General features: G+C 65.5%; 16 protein-coding genes. 12 read left to right on the top strand and 4 right to left on the bottom strand.

Going from position 1 to position 19,022, the window contains the following annotated elements:
* Positions 1-138 precede the first annotated feature (138 nt).
* From ACSFA8_RS23335 to ACSFA8_RS23320, 4 genes are all read right to left on the bottom strand, one after another.
* Positions 139-1,176 carry an AraC family transcriptional regulator gene (locus ACSFA8_RS23335; RefSeq protein WP_435481863.1) on the bottom strand — a complete coding sequence of 346 codons (1,038 nt, stop codon included), beginning with the start codon at positions 1,174-1,176 and terminating at the stop codon, positions 139-141.
* A gap of 216 nt (positions 1,177-1,392) precedes the next feature.
* A complete protein-coding gene (locus tag ACSFA8_RS23330) occupies positions 1,393-2,523 on the bottom strand; it encodes an OmpA family protein (RefSeq protein ID WP_435481862.1) in 1,131 nt (376 codons plus the stop codon).
* Positions 2,524-2,534: 11 nt separating this feature from the next.
* Positions 2,535-4,175 (bottom strand): ice-binding family protein, encoded by a 1,641-nt coding sequence (locus ACSFA8_RS23325; RefSeq protein ID WP_435481861.1) that lies wholly within the window; start codon positions 4,173-4,175, stop codon positions 2,535-2,537.
* Positions 4,176-4,396: 221 nt separating this feature from the next.
* Positions 4,397-5,332: a LysR family transcriptional regulator gene (locus ACSFA8_RS23320; RefSeq protein ID WP_435481860.1), complete on the bottom strand. Its 936-nt coding sequence runs from the start codon at positions 5,330-5,332 to the stop codon at positions 4,397-4,399.
* Between the two features lie 110 nt (positions 5,333-5,442).
* Here ACSFA8_RS23320 and ACSFA8_RS23315 point away from each other — a divergent pair, with 110 nt between their 5' ends.
* The 12 genes from ACSFA8_RS23315 (at position 5,443) to ACSFA8_RS23260 (ending at position 19,020) form a co-directional block, all read left to right on the top strand.
* The gene (locus tag ACSFA8_RS23315) at positions 5,443-6,405 is read left to right on the top strand and encodes a Bug family tripartite tricarboxylate transporter substrate binding protein (RefSeq protein WP_435481859.1); all 963 of its coding nucleotides are present in this window, start codon (positions 5,443-5,445) and stop codon (positions 6,403-6,405) included.
* Between the two features lie 11 nt (positions 6,406-6,416).
* Complete coding sequence (locus tag ACSFA8_RS23310) at positions 6,417-7,463, top strand: 4-hydroxythreonine-4-phosphate dehydrogenase PdxA (RefSeq protein WP_435481858.1); 1,047 nt, start codon at positions 6,417-6,419, stop codon at positions 7,461-7,463.
* A 28-nt stretch (positions 7,464-7,491) separates the two neighbouring features.
* A complete protein-coding gene (locus ACSFA8_RS23305; protein WP_435481857.1) occupies positions 7,492-8,664 on the top strand; it encodes an L-rhamnonate dehydratase in 1,173 nt (390 codons plus the stop codon).
* A gap of 14 nt (positions 8,665-8,678) precedes the next feature.
* Positions 8,679-10,226: a UxaA family hydrolase gene (locus ACSFA8_RS23300; RefSeq protein WP_435481856.1), complete on the top strand. Its 1,548-nt coding sequence runs from the start codon at positions 8,679-8,681 to the stop codon at positions 10,224-10,226.
* Between the two features lie 67 nt (positions 10,227-10,293).
* Positions 10,294-11,223, top strand: coding sequence for a dihydrodipicolinate synthase family protein (locus ACSFA8_RS23295; RefSeq protein ID WP_435481855.1), 930 nt, complete (start codon positions 10,294-10,296; stop codon positions 11,221-11,223).
* A gap of 16 nt (positions 11,224-11,239) precedes the next feature.
* On the top strand, positions 11,240-12,676 hold the full coding sequence (locus tag ACSFA8_RS23290; protein WP_435481854.1) for an aldehyde dehydrogenase family protein: 1,437 nt from the start codon (positions 11,240-11,242) through the stop codon (positions 12,674-12,676).
* 23 nt (positions 12,677-12,699) lie between these two features.
* A complete protein-coding gene (locus tag ACSFA8_RS23285) occupies positions 12,700-13,425 on the top strand; it encodes a cytochrome b561 domain-containing protein (protein WP_435481853.1) in 726 nt (241 codons plus the stop codon).
* Between the two features lie 37 nt (positions 13,426-13,462).
* Positions 13,463-14,554 (top strand): ABC transporter ATP-binding protein, encoded by a 1,092-nt coding sequence (locus ACSFA8_RS23280; protein ID WP_435481852.1) that lies wholly within the window; start codon positions 13,463-13,465, stop codon positions 14,552-14,554.
* Positions 14,555-14,591: 37 nt separating this feature from the next.
* The gene (locus tag ACSFA8_RS23275) at positions 14,592-15,923 is read left to right on the top strand and encodes an ABC transporter substrate-binding protein (protein ID WP_435481851.1); all 1,332 of its coding nucleotides are present in this window, start codon (positions 14,592-14,594) and stop codon (positions 15,921-15,923) included.
* Between the two features lie 5 nt (positions 15,924-15,928).
* Positions 15,929-16,804, top strand: a complete 876-nt coding sequence (locus ACSFA8_RS23270) for a carbohydrate ABC transporter permease (protein WP_435481850.1) — start codon at positions 15,929-15,931, stop codon at positions 16,802-16,804.
* A 10-nt stretch (positions 16,805-16,814) separates the two neighbouring features.
* Positions 16,815-17,639 carry a carbohydrate ABC transporter permease gene (locus ACSFA8_RS23265; RefSeq protein ID WP_435481849.1) on the top strand — a complete coding sequence of 275 codons (825 nt, stop codon included), beginning with the start codon at positions 16,815-16,817 and terminating at the stop codon, positions 17,637-17,639.
* 22 nt (positions 17,640-17,661) lie between these two features.
* Positions 17,662-19,020 carry an ABC transporter substrate-binding protein gene (locus ACSFA8_RS23260; RefSeq protein WP_435481848.1) on the top strand — a complete coding sequence of 453 codons (1,359 nt, stop codon included), beginning with the start codon at positions 17,662-17,664 and terminating at the stop codon, positions 19,018-19,020.
* Positions 19,021-19,022 lie beyond the last annotated feature (2 nt).

Genomic DNA, 19,022 nt, shown 5'->3' with positions numbered 1-19,022 from the left:
AGTTCGGCCGGAGGTATCTGGCCATGTCCAGATACCTCCGATGTGGCGGGGTATAAAGCCACTGCGAGGGAGGAAACCGAAGGTCTTGATTGCGTTCAGCAAGCAACAGCGCCATGCGATCCGCGGGGCTCCAGCAGCTCAGCCTGGCCTCCTCCGGTAGGCGCCAGGGTTGACGCCGGTCCACTTCTTGAACGCACGGTGGAATGCGCTCGGTTCCTGGAACCCTGTGCGCGAAGCGATTTCCGAGACCGTCAGCGCATGGCGGGAAAGAAGGTCGATGGCGATGTCGCGACGCAGGTCGTCTTTGAGCCGCTGGTAGCTTGAACCCTCCAGCTGCAGACGGCGCTGCAAGGTGGTGCCGGCAATGTGCATGTCCTCTGCGATCCGATCGACTTCAGGCCATTGGTCAGGAGACTGGCCACGAAGACGTCTGCGCACCATGGCACATGTGCTGGCTTCGTTTCGGTACTGAACCAGGAGATTTCCCGGAGCCTCTCTCAGGAATCGATCCACCGTCTCGGGCGTTTCAACGATGTTCAGATCCAGAAGGGTGCTGTCGAAAGTGATGTGCGTCGACGTGCCTCCAAAAAGCAAGTTGTCGCAAAAGCGCGTGCGGTAATGACTGTCGTCGTGCGGCGCGGCGCAGCGGAACTGCATTTCAAGCAACGGGATACGGCGATGGACAAGCCAGCATGCCAAGCCGTGAACAAGGATGAACCAGGTGCCGTAACCGAACAACCGCCGCATGACGCCACCGTCGTGCAGCACGATCCGGGCTTCGCTTCCCGTATGGATCAGTTCTCCGCGAAAATCGTCGAGCGACGATCTGAGAAAGCGCAGGCTTCGGCGCAATGCATGCCCCAGGTTCTCCGAACTGACCGCGGCCCGCGTCATGAGGGCAAAGCTGCCACGCCTCAGCCCGTGACTGTCGAGCCCGAAGAACTCATCGTCCATGAGGTCGGCGAGAGCGACCCACATCCGCGAGTAGGCCGTTGCCGGAATTCTCGCGCGACGCGACTGCAACAGTTCGCGATCCAGATTTCCGGCCTCGAGCACCTTGCCAAGGTCCAGGTTCCTCAGCGCCGCCGCATGAAGCGCCTCGTGAACCAATTCGATGGAGACGCTGCCCCTGTCGCCTGCGCGCGTCACCAGCGGCTCTGAAGCAACTGTTTTCATGTCGGATGACCGTCCTGTGGACCGTAGAGGCGGCCACTTTAAGGCAGGCTTCACCCAGTGCACGGAGAAGTTCGCAGGCTATGCGATTCAGCCGGCGGTCAGCGCGCCGGAGGAGCTTGGTTGCCGCCAAAAGACCGACTACGACTTCTGTGGAGCGGCGATCAAGTCCTCCAGACTCATTGGCGAGACGCTTAGAGCATCGGCGGGGGCGGGCCTCTACCGCGTGCCGCTCACCTCCACCACGACCCGGCGGTCCGGCTGGAGACAGGCGACGAGGGACGTGGTGGCCGCACTGCCCTTGCAATCGCCGGGCCGGGTAACGGGAGCGGACTCGCCGCGACCGACGGCCGCGACTTTGGCGACGTCGATCCTGCCACTGCTGACAAGGTACTCCTTTACCGCTTCCGCACGGCGCTCCGACAACTTCTGGTTGTACGCCGCCGTGCCCAGCCGATCCGTGTGGCCTTCGACCTGAATCAGGGCGAACTCCGTGCCCGCCAGTTCGCTGGTGAACCTGTCGAGCGCAACGCGGCCCTGTGGCCCGATGGTGGCCGCGTCGAAACCGAACAGTGAATCGGCGGAGAAGCTCACCCGGCGGCGTGCCACGACGGGCGCCGGCTGCGGTGGGGCCTCTGCCACGATCGGCGCAGGTGCAACGTAGCTCGACATGATCGGCTCGCGCACCGCCTGCGCGGGCACGCGACCTAGCGGAAAGACCAGTGAGACCGAGTAGAAGTTGATGTCCCCGCGATTGCCAACCGCATCGTTGACGCGGTACCGCTCCACCTCTCCACGTACCAGGAAAGACGGATGAACTTCGTACTGGAGACCGACACCGATCTTGTAGTTGGCCTCGGTCTTGGAGGGATTGGGACTGAGCACGCGGATGGCGCCTGTCCCGCTGAAATTGTCCCGTGCCCTGGCGACCTGTACGCCTACGCGGCCGATGGCCGAAAAGCGCTCGCTGATCGGTAGCGTGCCCACCACGTCCAGGTTCAGGCCTTGCAACTTTATCTGACCACTGAGCGTGCCGCCCGGAATCGTGGTGGATGTGTAGCCGAACTCGCCGAGATTGAAGTAGCCGCCTTCAAGCGCGAAATAGCGGTTGAACTGATAGCCGCCGAAAAGCTTGAAAGCTGTGTCCTTCTGATCGCGCGTCAGGGTCGTGGTCGCGAAGCCTGCGCCGAGCAGGCCGGCGGTGATGCGCTCGGTGTCAATCCTGGATTGCGACCGTCCGACGGAGATGCCGCCGTAGGCGTAGCCGGCTTCCTGCGCCAAGGATGCGTTTGCACTGAGCGAGCCCAGGGTGGCAAGGCCGGCCAGGTGCAGCCATCGGGTCGATTTCATTGTGTTTCCCTTCATGGCGCAACGATCGTGGTGTTGACCATCGTGACCGAGGCCGTAAGGCCGATCGCGCGCCCAGTCAGCGTGGTCTGCAGCGCTTGTCCGGCGGTCGAGATGGTCACGCCGGCCGGCGCAATGATCGTTCCCGCCATGCTGCTGCCATCTTCAATGCGGGCCGCGCTACCGACTTGCCAGAAAACGTTCGCGGCCTTGGCACCGTTGATCAGGAAGACACGGCGCGGCGTCGCGGGAAGGCCCACCGTCAGCGCCGCGGCGCTCTGAAACGTCCAGCTTGCATTCGCGTCACCTCTGGCATCCAGCGTCAGGTCGCCAGTGGTGATTGCGAAGGTTCCGCCCGCGGAGGTGTACACCGCCGGGAACAGGACCAGCCCACCGAGTTGGCCTGCGCCCGGGTCGCTGCCGGCTGGCAGTGCCGCCAGGGCGTTGTAGGCGGCAAGTGCGTCGGCGCGCGCCTGCGTGGCGATCGCGAGGGTCGTGGTCGTTCCGGGTGCAGGTGGGCCGCAATAGACCGTGCCGTTGACGCCGCCGATATTAAGTGGCGTTTCGGTGTAGGGGTTGGATGCGTCGTGCAGACCGGTCATGAGGGTGCAAGCCGCGGTGGTTCCGATGTTGCCGTTAATGACGGTGTTGACGCCCGTGTTCGTCACTCCGGCTGCGCCGCCGAAGGCACCGAAGGTCGCGATGGTCTTCAGGTCGACCGGCGCCAGGCAGGGCTGTGCGCCCGCCGTAAAGGTCCAGACGAGGTCGGCCGCCAGTGCGTTCCCTGCAAGGTCCTTCACGCCCGCGGCACCGGAGGCGATTGTCGCCACCAGCGTCGCGCTGGATGCGAAGCCAGTCGCAGTGGTCGGCACGAAAGTCGCCACCCGGCTGGCCGCGTCATAGCTCACGCTACCCGGGACGGCCACGCCGTTTTCGGTCACGCGGAAGGTCGTTGCGTCAAGGGTGTCAACGTCCATGGCCTCGCTGAAGGTGGCGTTGACGGACCGGGTCCGGCAGACGCCGGTCGCTGCGTTAGGAGGGCTGACCAGGCTGACGGTGGGCGGCGTCGAATCAGCCGTGGCGCCGGTGGTGAAGGCCCAGACATGGATTCCTGCATTTGGCCCCAACGCGGCGTTCCCCGCCAGCGCATTGCCTGCGACATCCGTTGCGGCCGTGCTGATCGTGGCGGTGAACTGCGAGTTGATCGCCAGCGTCGCTGGCGAGGCCGGCGTGAAGGTCGCCGTTCGGTTTGCGACCGAGTAGCTGACGCTGCCGGTGACCGCCGCGCCCAAGGTAGTGTCCCTCACGACGAAGCTGCTGGCCGAAAGCGTGGCCGGGTTCATGTCTTCGTTGAAAGCGGCCGTGATCTTTGTGTTGATCGCTACCGCGACCGCGACCGGCGCAGGCACGGTCACCACGACCTTGGGCCGCGTTGTGTCGGTGAGCGTGGTGCCTCCAACCACCGGCGGGGTGGCGGCGGGCGGCGGCACCGACGGAGCCGGTGTCGCGACGGGAGCCGCGCCGATCAATGGAATACCCAGGATGGGGTCGAGGCCGCCTCCGCCACCTCCTCCCCCGCAGCCAACCAACGCTGCAAAAAGGAGGATGGTCAACGCACTGGCGGGAGAGCGGAAGAGACGGGACGAATGGTTCATTAAAAACTCATTTCGCGATTGCCGGGACGGTACGCACCCCCAACCGTAAAGAAATGGCGGGTGGGATGTCTGTGCGTTGGCGAACACTCGATGAGGGCTTCGTAAATCCGCCGGATCAAGGCATCATTCCGGAACCGTTCGGAGTCAGTCGGCATCCGATGTCCGGATGTCGCAGTGCAGTACGAACCCTTCTGCTGCAGCGGGACGCGGGCACGGCTGGCTTACCGCTCCCTGTGCAACAGTTCCAGGAACTGTTTTGCCGGAGTGCTAAGAGGCCGATCGCGGCGCACGATACTGCCGTAGGTGGAGAGTTTGTGCCGGATCGCGTAGCGCACGATGCTCAGTACGCCATGCTCGGCGTCCCGCCGCGCGACCGTTGCCGGGATCACGCCGATCATTCGCGACTTGCGAATCAGGTTGATGGTCGTGAGTATGGAGCCGGTCTCGATCAAGCCGGGCGGCATCACCGCATGGTGCACCTGGAACTCGCGCTCGATCACGTCCCGCATGGGACTGTGCGCGGGCTGCAGGATCCACGTGTAGTCCAGCAGATCGCCGAAGGCCACGCGTGACCGCGCGGCCAACGGATGCTCGTTGCCGACGACCACCGCCAAGGACTCGTCCTCAATCGCCCTGAAGGTGCAGGCCGCCGCTTCGGGGCCCACGGGGCGCCCCACCACTACCTCGAGCACGCCCTCATGCAACTGGGCAAGCAGCTTGTCGCTGGTGTCCACCGCAATCTCGACGGCCAGCAAAGGATGGTCTGCCTTGAGCTCGGTGAGCGCATCGGTCAGCCTGCCTGGTGAGGCCGCCATGATGCTGCCGAGCGAGAACTTGCCGACGCTGCCCAGCTGGAATTCGTGCAGTTCTCGATTGAGCGCCTCCATGCTGCCGCGAATGCCCCTGAAGTAGCCCATCACGCGCTCGCCCGCGGCATTGAGCTGCAGGCCGCGCCCTACTCGCTCGAACATCGGCTGGCCCAGCGCGCTCTCGAGCTCATGGAGCATCTTGGTGGCGGCCGGTTGCGTGAGGCCAAGCTGATCGGCAGCGGCGCGCAAGGTGCGCCGTTCTTCCACCGCCAGCATCAGCGCGACCTGCCTCATGCGAACACGGTTGAGCAGTTGGGGGGTCGAATTCTGCCTGTCGATGGAGCCCATGATTGATTACCTCAGGATATTGATCGATCAAGATCTTTCAGTTTACGTGCATCTATCGCCTGCCTACGATTGCCGCCAACGATTCCTCGAAACAGTCTGGAGACAAGCAGATGAAAAAGCTCATGGCGGCCACGGCTGCAGGGTTGCTGGCGCTCGCCGCCAGCGCCGTGCAGGCCCAGGATTGGCCCACCCGCCCGATCAGGATCATGGTCGGATCTGCGCCCGGCGGCGGCACCGACGCGATGGCCCGCGCGGTCGCCGACCGGCTCGGCCCATTGCTCAAGCAGCCGGTGGTGGTCGAGAACCGGCCCGGCGTTTCCAACACCCTGGCGGTCGACGCCACGGCCAAGTCCACCGACGGCCACACCATGGTGATGGGCGTGGTCACCGCTCATGCGATCGCGCCGCACCTGCTCAAGCTCAACTACGACAGCAACCGCGACCTGGTGCCCGTTGCCTTCGTCGGCGCCGTACCCAACGTGCTGGTGGTTGGCAACAGCGTGGCGGCGGACTCGGTGCAGGCGCTGGTCAAGCTGGCCAAGCAGGAACCCGGCAAGCTCAACTACGCCACCAGCGGTTCGGGCAGCACACAGCACATTGCAGCTGAGATGTTCAAGGACGCGGCGGGCGTCGACATCACCCACGTACCGTACAAGGGCAGCGGGCCCGCGCTGGTGGATCTGATCGGCGGCCAAGTGCAGCTGAGCTTCGACACCATGCCCGCGGTCATCGGGCAGATCCGGAACAACAAGATCCGCGCGCTCGCCGTCACCACGGCCAAGCGCAACCCGCAGCTGCCCAACGTACCGACGCTGGCAGAGGCCGGCGTGCCCGGTGTCGAGATGAGCGCCTGGTACGGCATCTACATGCCCGCGACAACGTCCAAGGCGGTGCAGGCCAGGCTGCACGACGCCGTGAACGAGGTGCTCGCGATGCCGGAGACCAAGACCCGCCTTGACGCCATCGGCGCTGAGATCACGCCGATGACCCAGGCGCAGTTCGCACAGTTCCATGCCGCCGAATACAAGCGCTTCGGCGAGGTCATCAAGAAGAACCAGATCAAGCTGGATTAGGCAAACCCCCAATGAACATGCAAACCCTACCCGTTGTCGCCCTCACCTTGGGCGATCCCGCCGGCATCGGCGCAGAGCTGATCGCGCGGCTGCTGGCCAGGCCCGAGGCCACCGCAGTCGCCAACATCGTGCTGATCGGCGATCGCTGGCTGTGGGAAGACGGCCAGCGCATCGCAGGTGTCGCGGTCGCCACCGAAGAAGTAACTACCCTGGCCGAGGTGCGGGGGCGCGCAAGCATCGCACGCCCTGCCTTCCTGGCGGTGCAGAGCATCGATCCGGCGCTGGTGCAGCGCGGCCAGGCCGCGGCGCCCGGCGGCCGGGCGGTGCTGCAGGTGCTCGACCAGTGCATGGACGCGACGCTCGCCGGCGCGCTCGACGCGATCTGCTTCGCGCCGCTCAACAAGCAGGCCATGAAGATGGGCGGCATGCAGCATGAAGACGAGCTGCACCACTTTGCGGCGCACCTGGGTGTCACGGGTTACTTCTGCGAGTTCAACACGCTGGGTGAGCTCTGGACCTCGCGCATTTCGTCGCATGTGCCGCTGAAGGAAGTGGCCGGCTATCTGAGCGTCGAGCGCATCGAGCAGGCCGCCGAACTGATCTACCGCTCGCTGCTGGCCAATGGCGTGGCGCAGCCCAAGGTCGCGATCGCAGCATTCAATCCGCACGGCGGGGACGGTGGCTCGTGCGGGCGCGAGGAGGTCGAGATCATCCAGCCGGCAGTGCAGCACCTGCAGGCGCGCAACTGGCCCACCGAAGCACCCTTTCATGGCCCCTTCCCTGCTGACACCATCTTCCTGAAAGCGCAGGCGGGCGACTACCAGGCGATCGTGACCATGTACCACGACCAGGGCCAGATCGCGATCAAGCTGATGGGCTTCAGCCGCGGCGTCACGGTGCAGGGCGGGCTGCCGATTCCGATCACCACGCCCGCGCACGGCACCGCCTACGACATCGCGGGCCAGGGCCGGGCCAACGTCGAAGCCACCTGGCACGCGTTCCAGATCGCGAGCCGCATGGGCACCGCGCGACTGCGCGCCGCTGCCGTCGCAGCCTGACATTCACCTCCCTCCAAAAGATATCGCCATGAAGATCAAATCCGTACGCGCCCGTGTTTTCGAATGGAAGGGCAAGACCGTTCCACCGCAGGGCAACTTCTGCTCCAACGCGATGGACCTGCTGTACGCGCCGCAGGAAACCATGAGCACATTCCGCTTCCATTCGTGGACGGTGGTCGAGATCGAGACCGACGACGGCATCGTGGGCCTGGGCAACGTCGCGCTCGCGCCGGCCATCGCCAAGGCCATCATCGACCAGTACCTCGCGCCGCTGGTGATCGGCCAGGATCCGTGGGACTACGAATACCTGTGGCAGCGCATGTACCGCGCCACCCACGCCTGGGGCCGCAAGGGCGTGACGATGGCCGCGATCTCGGCGGTCGACCTCGCGATCTGGGACATCCTGGGCAAGTCGGTCAACAAGCCGGTGTTCAAGCTGCTCGGCGGCCGCACCAAGGAAAAAATCCCCTGCTACTACTCGAAGCTCTACCGCACCGACCTGAATGAAATGCAGGCCGAGGCGCAGAAGTTTCTCGACCAGGGTTTCACCGCCTTCAAGATGCGCTTCGGCTACGGGCCGGCGCACCTGCAGAAGGGCGTGGCGGAAAACCTGAAGTCGGTCGAGGCGGTGCGCGAAGTCATCGGCTACGACAACGACCTGATGCTCGAGTGCTACATGGGCTGGAACGTCGAGTACGCCAAGCGCATTTGCCCCAAGCTCGAGAAGTTCCAGCCGCGCTGGCTCGAAGAGCCGGTGATTGCCGATGACATCGACGGCTATGCCGAGCTGAACCAGCTGACCAACATTCCGATCTCTGGCGGCGAGCACGAGTTCTCGCTCTATGGCTTCAAGCAGTTGCTGGACCGCAAGGCGGTGTCGGTGGTGCAGTACGACACCAATCGCGTCGGCGGCATCACCGCCGCGCACAAGATCAACGCGCTGTGCGAGGCCTACAGCGTGCCGGTGATCCCGCATGCGGGCCAGATGCACAACTACCACCTGACCATGAGCACGCTGGCCTCGCCGATGAGCGAGTACTTCCCGATGCACGACGTGGAAGTGGGCAACGAGTTGTTCTATTACATCTTCGACGGCGAGCCGGTGGCAGAGAACGGATTCGTGCAGCTCGACGACGACAAGCCGGGCCTCGGCCTCACGCTGAAGACCGAGTACCTCCAGGAATTCAACATCGTCGAATGACGGTGCGCCCGGCCATGTCGTCCCCACTGCCAAAACCGCACGCACGCGTGATCCGGCTGCACGCCGAAGACGATGTCGTGATCTCGCTCGACCAGCTGGTCGCGGGCACGCACATCGGCAGCGAAGGCATCGCCGTGGCCGGCCTGATCCCGCCGGGCCACAAGATGGCCACGCGCGCAATCGCGCCGGGCGCCGCAGTGCGCCGCTACGGGCAGATCATCGGCTTCGCAAGCCAGCCGATCCGTGCGGGCCAGCACGTGCACACGCACAACCTCGCGACGGGCGACTTCACGCGAGACCATGCCCATGCCGCCGATGCGCGCCCGACGGTGCGCGCCACCGAGGCGGCGACCTTCCAAGGCATCGTGCGCGAAGACGGCCGCGTCGCCACGCGCAACTACATCGGCATCCTGACTTCGGTGAACTGCTCGGCCACGGTGGCGCGCGCCATCGCCGACCACTTCCGCCGCGACATCCATCCCGAGATGCTGGCGGCGTTTCCCAATGTCGATGGCGTCGTGGCGCTCACGCACGGCGCGGGCTGCGCGGTCGATCCCGAGGGCGAAGGCCTTGCCATCCTGCAGCGCACGCTGGGCGGCTACGCCTGCCATCCAAACTTCGCAAGCGTGCTGGTCATCGGCCTGGGTTGCGAGACCAACCAGATTCCCCGGCTACTCGCCACCCAGGGGCTGAAGGACAGCGACCGGCTGCGAACTTTCACCATCCAGGACACCGGTGGAACGACCAAGACGATCGCGCGCGGCATCGAACTGATCCAGGAGATGCTGCCCGCGGCCGACGAGGTGAAGCGTGAAACCGTCCCCGCGAGCCACCTGATCGTCGGCCTGCAGTGCGGCGGCTCCGATGGCTACTCCGGCATCTCGGCCAACCCGGTGCTCGGCGCGGCGGTCGACCTGCTGGTTGCGCATGGCGGCACGGCCATCCTCTCGGAAACGCCGGAGATCTATGGCGCCGAGCATCTGCTGACGCGCCGCGCGCAAACGCCCGCGATCGGGCGCAAGCTGGTCGAGCGCATCCGCTGGTGGGAGGCCTACTGCGCGCGCAACGGTGCCGCGATGGACAACAATCCCTCGGCCGGCAACAAGGCCGGCGGCCTGACCACCGTGCTCGAGAAGTCGCTGGGCGGCATTGCCAAGGGCGGCTCGACCAATCTCAACGAGGTCTACGAGTACGCGCAGCCGGTCAGGGCGCACGGCCTGGTGTTCATGGACACGCCCGGCTACGACCCGATCTCGGCCACCGGCCAGGTCGCGGGCGGCGCCAACCTGATCTGCTTCACCACCGGCCGCGGCTCGGCCTACGGTTGTGCGCCCTCGCCTTCCTTCAAGCTCGCAACGAACACCGCGCTGTGGCAACGGCAGTCCGACGACATGGACCTCAATTGCGGTGAGGTGCTCGACGGCACGCAAAGCATCGAGCAACTCGGCGCCCATCTGTTCCGCATGTTGTTGGCCACGGCCTCCGGACAGCCTTCGCGCAGCGAGCGCCACGGCTATGGCCAGCAGGAGTTTGTTCCCTGGCAGATCAGCGTCGTGACCTGAGTTCCGCGAACGCATCGAGGCTTTTCAGCGCCACACCAGCATCTTCCAATTCAGCAACACCTCTTCCATGACAAACCGCAAGACCGCACGATTCGAGGGCCTGTTCCCCGTAGTGCCCACCCCGTTCACCGAAGACGGCCAACTCGATCTTCAGAGCCAGAAGCGCTGCGTCGATTTCATGATCGATGCCGGCTCCAACGGCCTGTGCATCCTGGCCAACTTCTCCGAACAGTTCCTGCTGGCAGATGACGAGCGCGAGGTGCTCACGCGCACGATCCTCGAGCACGTGGCCGGCCGCGTGCCCGTGATCGTGACCACCACGCACTTCAGCACCCAGGTGTGCGCCGCGCGCAGCCGCCGCGCGCAGGACATGGGCGCGGCGATGTTGATGGTGATGCCGCCCTACCACGGCGCCTCTTTCCGCGTGCCCGAGCCGCAGATCCACGCGTTCTACGCGCGCCTATCTGACGCGGTCGGCATTCCGATCATGGTTCAGGACGCCCCGGCCGCCGGAACGCCGCTGTCGGCCGCCTTCCTCGCGCGCATGGCGCAAGAGATCGAGCACGTTGCCTATTTCAAGATCGAGACCGCCGGTGCCGCGGCCAAGCTGCGCGAACTCATCCGTCTCGGCGGCGATGCCATCGAAGGCCCGTGGGATGGCGAGGAAGCGATCACGCTGCTGCCCGATCTCGAAGCCGGCGCCACCGGCGCCATGACGGGTGGCGGCTTTCCGGATGGCATCCGGCCGATCCTCGACGCCTGGCGTGCGGGGCGGCGCGACGAAGCCATCGCCGGCTACGAACGCTGGCTGCCGTTGATCAACATTGAAAACCGCCAGTGCGGCCCGCTGGCCGCCAAGTCGCTCATGAAGGAAGGCGGCGTGATCGCCTGCGAGGCGCCCCGTCATCCGTTTCCGCCGATCCATCCGGCCAGCCGCTCGCTGCTGATCGAGACCGCGCGCCGGCTCGATGCGCTGGTCTTGCGCTGGGCACGCTGAACAAAGGACACACCCCATGCAACAACACGACAACCTCATCGGCGGCGAATGGAAGAAGGGCGGCGACTACAGCCCGAACCTGAACCCCTCGAACCTGGGCGACACGATCGCCGAGTACACCCAGGGCGATGCCAGCCATGTCGAGGCCGCCGTGGCCGCCGCCACCGCTGCCTTCCCTGCCTGGGCCACCGGCAGCATCCAGGCGCGCAGCGATGCGCTGGACAAGATCGGCACCGAAATCCTCGCGCGCCGCGAAGAGCTCGGCACGCTGCTCGCGCGCGAAGAAGGCAAGACAAAGGCCGAAGGCATCGGCGAAGCCACCCGGGCCGGGCAGATCTTCAAGTTCTTCGCCGGCGAATGCCTGCGCCTGTCGGGTGAACTGCTGCCCTCGGTGCGCCCCAACATCGGCGTCGAGATCACGCGCGAGCCCGTCGGCGTGGTGGGCCTGATCACGCCCTGGAACTTCCCGATCGCGATTCCCGCCTGGAAGATCGCGCCCGCGCTGGCCTTTGGCAACTGCGTGGTTCTGAAGCCCGCCGACCTGGTGCCGGGCTGTGCCTGGGCGCTGGCCGAGATCATCAGCCGCTCGGGCATTCCGGCGGGGGTGTTCAACCTGGTGATGGGCCGCGGCAGCGTGATCGGCAATGCGCTGGTCAACCACCCCGGCATCCATGCGATCAGCTTCACCGGCTCGGTCGGCGTGGGCCGCAACATCGCGGTTCAGTGCGTGACCAACCACAAGAAGGTGCAGCTGGAGATGGGCGGCAAGAACCCGCAGGTGGTGCTGGACGACGCCGACCTGAACCAGGCGGTGGAACTGAGCGTGCAGAGCGCGTTCTATTCCACCGGCCAGCGCTGCACCGCGTCCAGCCGGCTGATCGTCACCGAAGGCATCTACCCGAAGTTCATCGCCGCGATGCAGGAGCGCATGGCCAAGATCAAAGTGGGCGATGCGCTGGCCGCCGGCACCGATGTCGGTCCGGTCTCCAGCCGCAGCCAGCTCGACCAGGATCTGGAATACGTCCAGATCGGCAAGAGCGAAGGCGCCACGCTGGCGGCCGGCGGCGAGCGCCTGAAGCTGGCCACCGAGGGCTTTTACATGTCGCCCGCGCTGTTCAGCGAGTCGGTGGCGTCGATGCGCATCAACAAGGAAGAGATCTTCGGCCCGGTGGCCAGCGTGATCAAGGTCAAGAACTACGAGGAGGCGCTGTTCACCGCCAACGACACCGAGTTCGGCCTGTCGGCGGGCATTGCGACCACGAGCCTGAAGTACGCCACGCACTTCAAGCGCCACAGCCAGGCCGGCATGGTGATGGTGAACCTGCCGACCGCGGGGGTGGACTACCACGTGCCGTTCGGCGGGCGCAAGGGCTCCAGCTACGGCTCGCGCGAGCAGGGCAAGTACGCACAGGAGTTCTTCACCACGGTGAAGACGGCCTACACGCTGGCCTGAGGCCGAACGCCATGGAGCCGCTCATGCCATGGTTGCTGCAGCCGATCAGCGGCGCCTCCGGCCACCATCTCGCGCCATGGGCCGCCTGGCACGGGCGGTCGATGGTGCTGGCCTGGGGCCTGTTGCTGCCGCTCGGGGCGCTCGCGGCACGCTTCTTCAAGATCATGCCGGGGCAGGACTGGCCGCAGCAACTCGACCACAAGGCCTGGTGGCACACGCACCGCACGCTGCAGTATCTCGGCGCGCTGGCCATGACGCTGGGGTTGTGGCTGGCGTGGGGGCACGCCGACGGCCAGGGCGCTGCCGCGCGAGCGCACCGCTGGCTCGGCTGGGGCCTGTGCGTCGCGGGGTGGCTGCAGGTGGCGGGTGGTCTGCTGCGCGGCAGCAAGGGCGGCCCGACCGACGCCCAACTGCGCGGCGACCACTACGACATGACCCGTTGGCGCATCGGCTTCGAGCGCCTGCACAAATCGCTGGGCTGGCTGTCCATCGTCCTCGCGGCGGCAACCATCGTTCTGGGATTGGGCATTGCCGACGCGCCGCGCTGGATGGCCGTCGTGCTCGCCGCCTGGTGGATCGCCTTTGGCGCAGCCTTCATCGCCCTGCAGCGACGGGGCCACTGCATCGACACCTACCAGGCCATCTGGGGGCCGGACACCTTGCATCCGGGCAACCGGCAAGCGAGCGTCGGCTGGGGCGTGCGCCGCTACACGGCATCGGCGTGGCGGGCGCTCTCGGGCCCGCACTGATCCCTCTCGAGAAAAACAACTTCAAGGAAAAGATCGAATGTCCGGACTGGAACTGAACAACGTCGTCAAGCGCTTCGGCGAAGTGACTGTTGTGCAACAGATGGATCTCGCCATCGACGATGGCGAGTTCGTCGTGCTGCTGGGCGAATCGGGCTGCGGCAAGAGCACCACGCTGCGCATGATCGCAGGCCTCGAAGAAGTGAGCGAAGGGCACATCACCATTGGCGGGCGCGACGTCACGCGCGTGGCGCCGATGGCGCGCGACATCGCGATGGTGTTCCAGAATTACGCGCTGTATCCGCACATGGACGTTGGCACGAACATGTCGTTCGCGTTGCGCCTGGCGGGCCGTCCCCAGGCGGAGATCGACAGCAAGGTGGCCGCCGCCGCCAAGGTGCTGAGCATCGGGCACCTGCTTGCGCGCAAACCCAAGGAGCTTTCGGGCGGCCAGCGCCAGCGCGTGGCGATCGGCCGCGCGATCGTGCGCGAGCCCAAGGTCTTCCTGTTCGACGAACCGTTGTCGAACCTCGACGCCAAGCTGCGCGGTCACATGCGCGCCGAGTTGGCGCTGCTGCACGAACGCCTGGGCAAGACCACGGTCTACGTGACGCACGACCAAGTGGAGGCCATGACACTGGCCTCGCGCATCGTGATCTTCGACAAGGGCCGCATCCAGCAGGTCGGCACGCCGTCGGAAGTGTTCACGCGCCCGGCGAGCCTGTTCGTGGCGGGTTTCATCGGCACGCCGAGCATGAACTTCTTCAAAGCCCGCTATGTCGAGGAAGGTGGCCAGCGCGTGCTGCGCGGCGAAGGCTTTGCCTGGCAACCGCCCGCATGGCTGGCGGCCAACCCGCCCGGGCCCGAGCAGGGCCTGACGCTGGGCCTGCGTCCGCAGGCACTGCGCGCCGGCCCGGACGCCGGTCAGCTGACCGTCAAGGTCGACGTGGTGGAGTACCTCGGCACCGAAAGCCAGATCGTCGGCCACATGGTCACGCCCTCGGGCCAACGCGTGGCCGCGATGCTGCCGGGCGATGCCCATGCGCAGTTGCACCGCAACGTCCACCTGGGGTTCGACAGCGAAGACCTGCACGTTTTCGACAGCGACAGCGGACGCTCGTTGCGCCGCTGACTCCACGCTCACCGATCAACAAGAAAAGGAGACAACCATGAAGAGAAGAGATTTCGTCAAGCGCACCGGCATCACCGTGTTCGGCGCCGGCCTGCCCTTGCGCGGGGCTCTCGCGCAGAACCGCTACACCAAGTACGCGGGCCAGACCGTGACCTTCAGCATCCCGGCGCATCCGCATTACGACGCGATGCTGAAGATCCTGCCCGAATTCACGAAGGAAACCGGCATCAAGGTCGACGTGGACAAGCTGGCCATGGGCCGCATGAAGGAAAAGCATCTGCTCGAAATGGCCAAGTCGCAGGGCGACTACGACCTGGTGAGCTACGTGGTGATGTGGAAGGGTGAGTACGTCGCCAAGAACCTGATCCATCCGCTGGAACGCTTCCTCAAGAATCCTGCGCTGGCCGATCCCGACTACGACCTGAAGGACATCATCCCGATCTACCTGGAGAACCTGGGCATGGTCGGAGGCCCCAAGGGCTACCTGGCAGGCCCCGGCGCCCAGCTGTACGGCCTGCCCTATGGCGCCGAGACCTCGGTGCTGGCCTATCGGCGCGACATCTTCGCCAAGCACAACCTGCAGCCACCCGGCAATTACGACGAATTCACAAGACTTCTGCGCGTGCTGAAAGACAAGGAAGGCATTGGCGCATTGGCCTCGCGCGGGCAGGCCGGCCACCAATGCGTGCATGCCTGGCTGCTGCACTTAAACCCGCTCGGGGGCAGCATCTTCGACGACAAGTGGAAGGTGCGCTTCAACGACGAAGCGGGCGTCAAGGCGCTCAAGTTCCTGCAGGAGGTCGTGGCCACCGGGCCGGCCGGCATCCCGGCCTACGGACAGGGCGAGAGCAATACGGCCTTCCTGCAGGGCCAGGCCGCGATGTACCTCGATTCCACCTCGCTCGCCGGTCTGGTCAACGACCCCTCCAAATCGAGGATCGCCGGCAAGGTGAGCTGGGCGCTGCACCCCATGGGCACCCGGCGCGCATCGCAGTCGGGCGGCCTGGGCCTGGCGATTCCGAAGAATGCCAAGAATGCCGATGCCAGCTTCCTGTTGATGCAGTGGCTGACCTCGAAGGCACAGGACAAGGCCTGCACCCGGGCCGGCGGCACCCCGGTGCGCAACTCCACGATGGCGGATGCCGAACTGGTGCGCCAGTACCCGGAGTTCATCACCTTCAGGGAGGCGTTGAAATACTCCAACCCCGATTGGCGACCGATCATCCCGGTGTGGGACAAGATCAACGTGCAGGCCCTGGGCGTCGGCATCTCCGAAGCACTCACCGGCAAAAAGACCGCCGAGTCCGCGCTCAATGATCTGGTGGCGCCAGTCGCGCAGATCATGCGCGAAGCCGGCTACAAGGCCTGATCGCGATGCGCACTTCCCCCTGGGTTCCGGCCTTCTTCCTCGGCCCGGCCGTTCTCATCATGGCGGCAGCTTGCCTTTACCCTGTGCTGTCGGCCTTCCAGCTCGGCTTCTTCGACTGGAGCATGGGCACGCCGTGGAGCGAGGCCCGCTGGGTCGGGCTCGAGAGCTTCGTCTCGGCCCTCTCCAATCCACGCGTCTGGTCGTCGCTCTGGACCACCCTGCAGTTCGCAGCGGTGAGCGTCAGCGCAGAAATGGTGCTGGGCATTGCCCTGGCGCTTGCGCTGGAACGCCCGGTGCGCGGCACGGCCTTCTTTCGCACGCTGTTCATCCTGCCGATGATGATCGCGCCGATTGCGGTGGGCCTGGCCTGGCGCTACCTGTTCGACGCCCAGTTCGGCCTCATCAATGCAGTGCTGGGCCTGTTCGGCATCGCCGCACGCGGCTGGCTGGCCGACCCGACCCTGGCCTTCGCCGCGATCGTCATCGCCGACATCTGGCAATGGACGCCCTTCGTTTTCATCATGATGGTGGCGGCCTTGGCCAACGTCGACGGCGCGGTGATCGAGGCCTCGCGCATCGATGGCGCCAGTTGGTGGCAGATGACTTTTCTCGTCAAGCTGCCGATGGTGATGCACGTGATCGCCATCACGCTGATGATGCGGCTGATCGACGCCTTCCGCGTGCTGGAGGTGATCTACGTGCTGACCTTCGGCGGCCCGGGCGACTCGACCGAGATCCTCGCCCTGCATATCTACAAGACCGCCTTTGTCGGCCAGCAGCTTGGCGCTGCGGCGGCGATCTCGGTGCTGTTGCTGGTGGTGGTGGTGGCCCTCTCCTGGGGTGCGTTGCGGCTGTCCAACCCGCTCAGGAACGACAGGTAAGGCGGCCGGCATGAAACGCTCCCCTCTTCTCACGACGCTGCACTACGTGATGCTGATCGCTCTCGCGATCCTGTGCATTGCGCCGATCGCCGTGATCTTCACCACCAGCCTGCGCCAGCAGGTTCAAATCTTCGCCGAGCCGCTGAACTTCATCTTCACCCCGACGCTGGAGAACTATCGCGCCGTGCTGGAAGAAGACAAGTTCAGCACCTACCTGATGAACAGCCTGTTCGTCGGCATTGTCTCCACGGCCGTCACGCTGGTGCTGGGATGCATGGCCGCCTACGGACTGGCCCGCTTCCGCTTCGCGGGGCGCAACACGGTGGCCTACACCACGTTGCTGCTGCGCACCGTGCCGCTGGCCGTGCTGGCCATTCCGGTTTTCATGATCTGGAACCAGTGGCACCTGGTCAACAGCCTCTGGGGCCTGGTGCTGCTCTACGTGGCGGTCAACCTGCCGTTCACCATCTGGCTGCTCTACGGGTTCGTGCTGCAAGTTCCGGTCGAGCTGGAAGAAGCCGCAGCCATCGACGGCTGCGGCCCGATCAAGGTGTTCGTCAAGGTGCTGCTGCCGCTGATGGCGCCGGGCCTGGCGGCGGCCTCGATCTTTACCTTCCGCATCGCGTGGAACGAATTCATCCTGGCGCTGGTGCTGACCGACCGGCACACGCGCACGCTGCCGGTGGCAGCGTCACTGTTCATCACGGACATCGGGGTGGACTGGGGCAAGGTAATGGCAATGGGCAGCCTGATCGCGATCCCGCCACTCATATTCACCTTCGTCGCCGCACGGCAGATCATCACCGGGCTGACGGCCGGTGCGGTCAAGGGCTGACATGTTGCAAAGCAAGTTCACCATGAACCGCAGATCGCTGATTCGAGCGGCAGCAGCGTACGGCGCGGCCGGATCGATGGCCGGCGTCCGTGCTCAAGGCGCCCGGGACAAGTTGCGCGGGCAGACCATCCGGCTGAGCTATCCGGGCCCGCATCCGCACTACGACGCGGCCGAGAAGCTCTTCGACGACTTCACGCGCGAGACGGGTATCAAGATCGAGCGCGACCGCACGCCCTATCTCGACATGAAATCGCGCCAGTTCGCCAGCATGCGCAAGCCCGAGGGCGACTACGACGTCATTGCCTACCTGGTGGTGTGGAAGACCGAGTACGTCAAGCAGGGCTTGCTGCGGCCGTTGGAGGAGATGCTGGCCGACCCACGGCTGGCGATGGCGGACTACGACTTCAAGGATCTGATTCCCGCCTACGTCCAGGCGATCGGCATGGTCGGCGGGCCGAAGATGTACCTGCCCGGCCCGGGCGCCCGTCTGTATGGATTGCCTTGCGGCGCGGAAACCAGCGTGCTGGGCTTCCGGCGCGACATCCTGGAGCGCCAGAAGCTGCAGGTGCCCTCCACCTACGAGGAGCTGCTGCGCGCCTGCGAGGTCATCCGCGACAAGGAAAAGATCGCCGGCGTGGCATCGCGCTCGCAGGCCGGCCACCAGGTCACCCACGCCTGGCTGCTGCACCTGTCGCCGTTCGGCGGCCAGGTGTTCGACGCCGACTTCAAGCCCATGCTGCATGAAGAGCCCGGCGTCAAGGCTGCCGAAACGCTGCGCAAGCTCGTCGAGACGGGCCCCGTGGCTGCCGGCAAGGCTGGGTTCGACGAGATGCAGAGTGCGTTCCTCAACGGCGAATGCGCGTTCTATCTCGATTCCCTCGCCGTGATGGGCCCGGCCAAGGATCTGAAGCGCTCGAAGGTGGTGGGCAAGATCGCCTATGCCATGCACCCCAGCGGTACCCGCCTGTCGGGCCAGACCGGCGGCTTCGGACTTGCGATACCCCGGAACGCGCGCAACCCCGAGGCCGCCTTCGTTTTCATCCAATGGCTGACCAGCAAGGCGAACGACCTGCGCGTGGCCACGCTGGGAGGCAACACGAGCCGCTGGTCGACGCTGGCCGACGTCGACTTCAAGATCAGGAATCCCGAGCAGAGCATCCTGCCCTTCGTGCTGCGTGCGGCCAACCCGGACTGGCGCCCGCTGATACCCGAGTGGGACGAGATGAGCAAGGACGTCATCGGACAGGCCCTGCCCGACGTGCTGAGCGGCAAGCGCTCGGCGCGCGAGGCCCTCGCGTCCACCACGCCGCGACTCGAATTGCTGCTGCGCGGTGGCGGCTGGATCGGCAAGGCCTCGGCCACCGGTGGGGCGAAGGCATGACG

Source organism: Variovorax nitratireducens (genome assembly GCF_051216545.1).
Lineage (GTDB): Bacteria > Pseudomonadota > Gammaproteobacteria > Burkholderiales > Burkholderiaceae_C > Variovorax.
Note: the sequence above shows the minus strand (reverse complement) of the source record. Positions and strands in the feature narration are given on the sequence as shown.

Coding starts and splice junctions, on each gene's coding strand:
- ACSFA8_RS23335 (WP_435481863.1), bottom strand. CDS start 1,176: ATGAAAACAGTTGCTTCAGAGCCGCTGGTGACGCGCGCAGGCGACAGG.
- ACSFA8_RS23330 (WP_435481862.1), bottom strand. CDS start 2,523: ATGAAATCGACCCGATGGCTGCACCTGGCCGGCCTTGCCACCCTGGGC.
- ACSFA8_RS23325 (WP_435481861.1), bottom strand. CDS start 4,175: ATGAACCATTCGTCCCGTCTCTTCCGCTCTCCCGCCAGTGCGTTGACC.
- ACSFA8_RS23320 (WP_435481860.1), bottom strand. CDS start 5,332: ATGGGCTCCATCGACAGGCAGAATTCGACCCCCCAACTGCTCAACCGT.
- ACSFA8_RS23315 (WP_435481859.1), top strand. CDS start 5,443: ATGAAAAAGCTCATGGCGGCCACGGCTGCAGGGTTGCTGGCGCTCGCC.
- ACSFA8_RS23310 (WP_435481858.1), top strand. CDS start 6,417: ATGAACATGCAAACCCTACCCGTTGTCGCCCTCACCTTGGGCGATCCC.
- ACSFA8_RS23305 (WP_435481857.1), top strand. CDS start 7,492: ATGAAGATCAAATCCGTACGCGCCCGTGTTTTCGAATGGAAGGGCAAG.
- ACSFA8_RS23300 (WP_435481856.1), top strand. CDS start 8,679: ATGTCGTCCCCACTGCCAAAACCGCACGCACGCGTGATCCGGCTGCAC.
- ACSFA8_RS23295 (WP_435481855.1), top strand. CDS start 10,294: ATGACAAACCGCAAGACCGCACGATTCGAGGGCCTGTTCCCCGTAGTG.
- ACSFA8_RS23290 (WP_435481854.1), top strand. CDS start 11,240: ATGCAACAACACGACAACCTCATCGGCGGCGAATGGAAGAAGGGCGGC.
- ACSFA8_RS23285 (WP_435481853.1), top strand. CDS start 12,700: ATGCCATGGTTGCTGCAGCCGATCAGCGGCGCCTCCGGCCACCATCTC.
- ACSFA8_RS23280 (WP_435481852.1), top strand. CDS start 13,463: ATGTCCGGACTGGAACTGAACAACGTCGTCAAGCGCTTCGGCGAAGTG.
- ACSFA8_RS23275 (WP_435481851.1), top strand. CDS start 14,592: ATGAAGAGAAGAGATTTCGTCAAGCGCACCGGCATCACCGTGTTCGGC.
- ACSFA8_RS23270 (WP_435481850.1), top strand. CDS start 15,929: ATGCGCACTTCCCCCTGGGTTCCGGCCTTCTTCCTCGGCCCGGCCGTT.
- ACSFA8_RS23265 (WP_435481849.1), top strand. CDS start 16,815: ATGAAACGCTCCCCTCTTCTCACGACGCTGCACTACGTGATGCTGATC.
- ACSFA8_RS23260 (WP_435481848.1), top strand. CDS start 17,662: ATGAACCGCAGATCGCTGATTCGAGCGGCAGCAGCGTACGGCGCGGCC.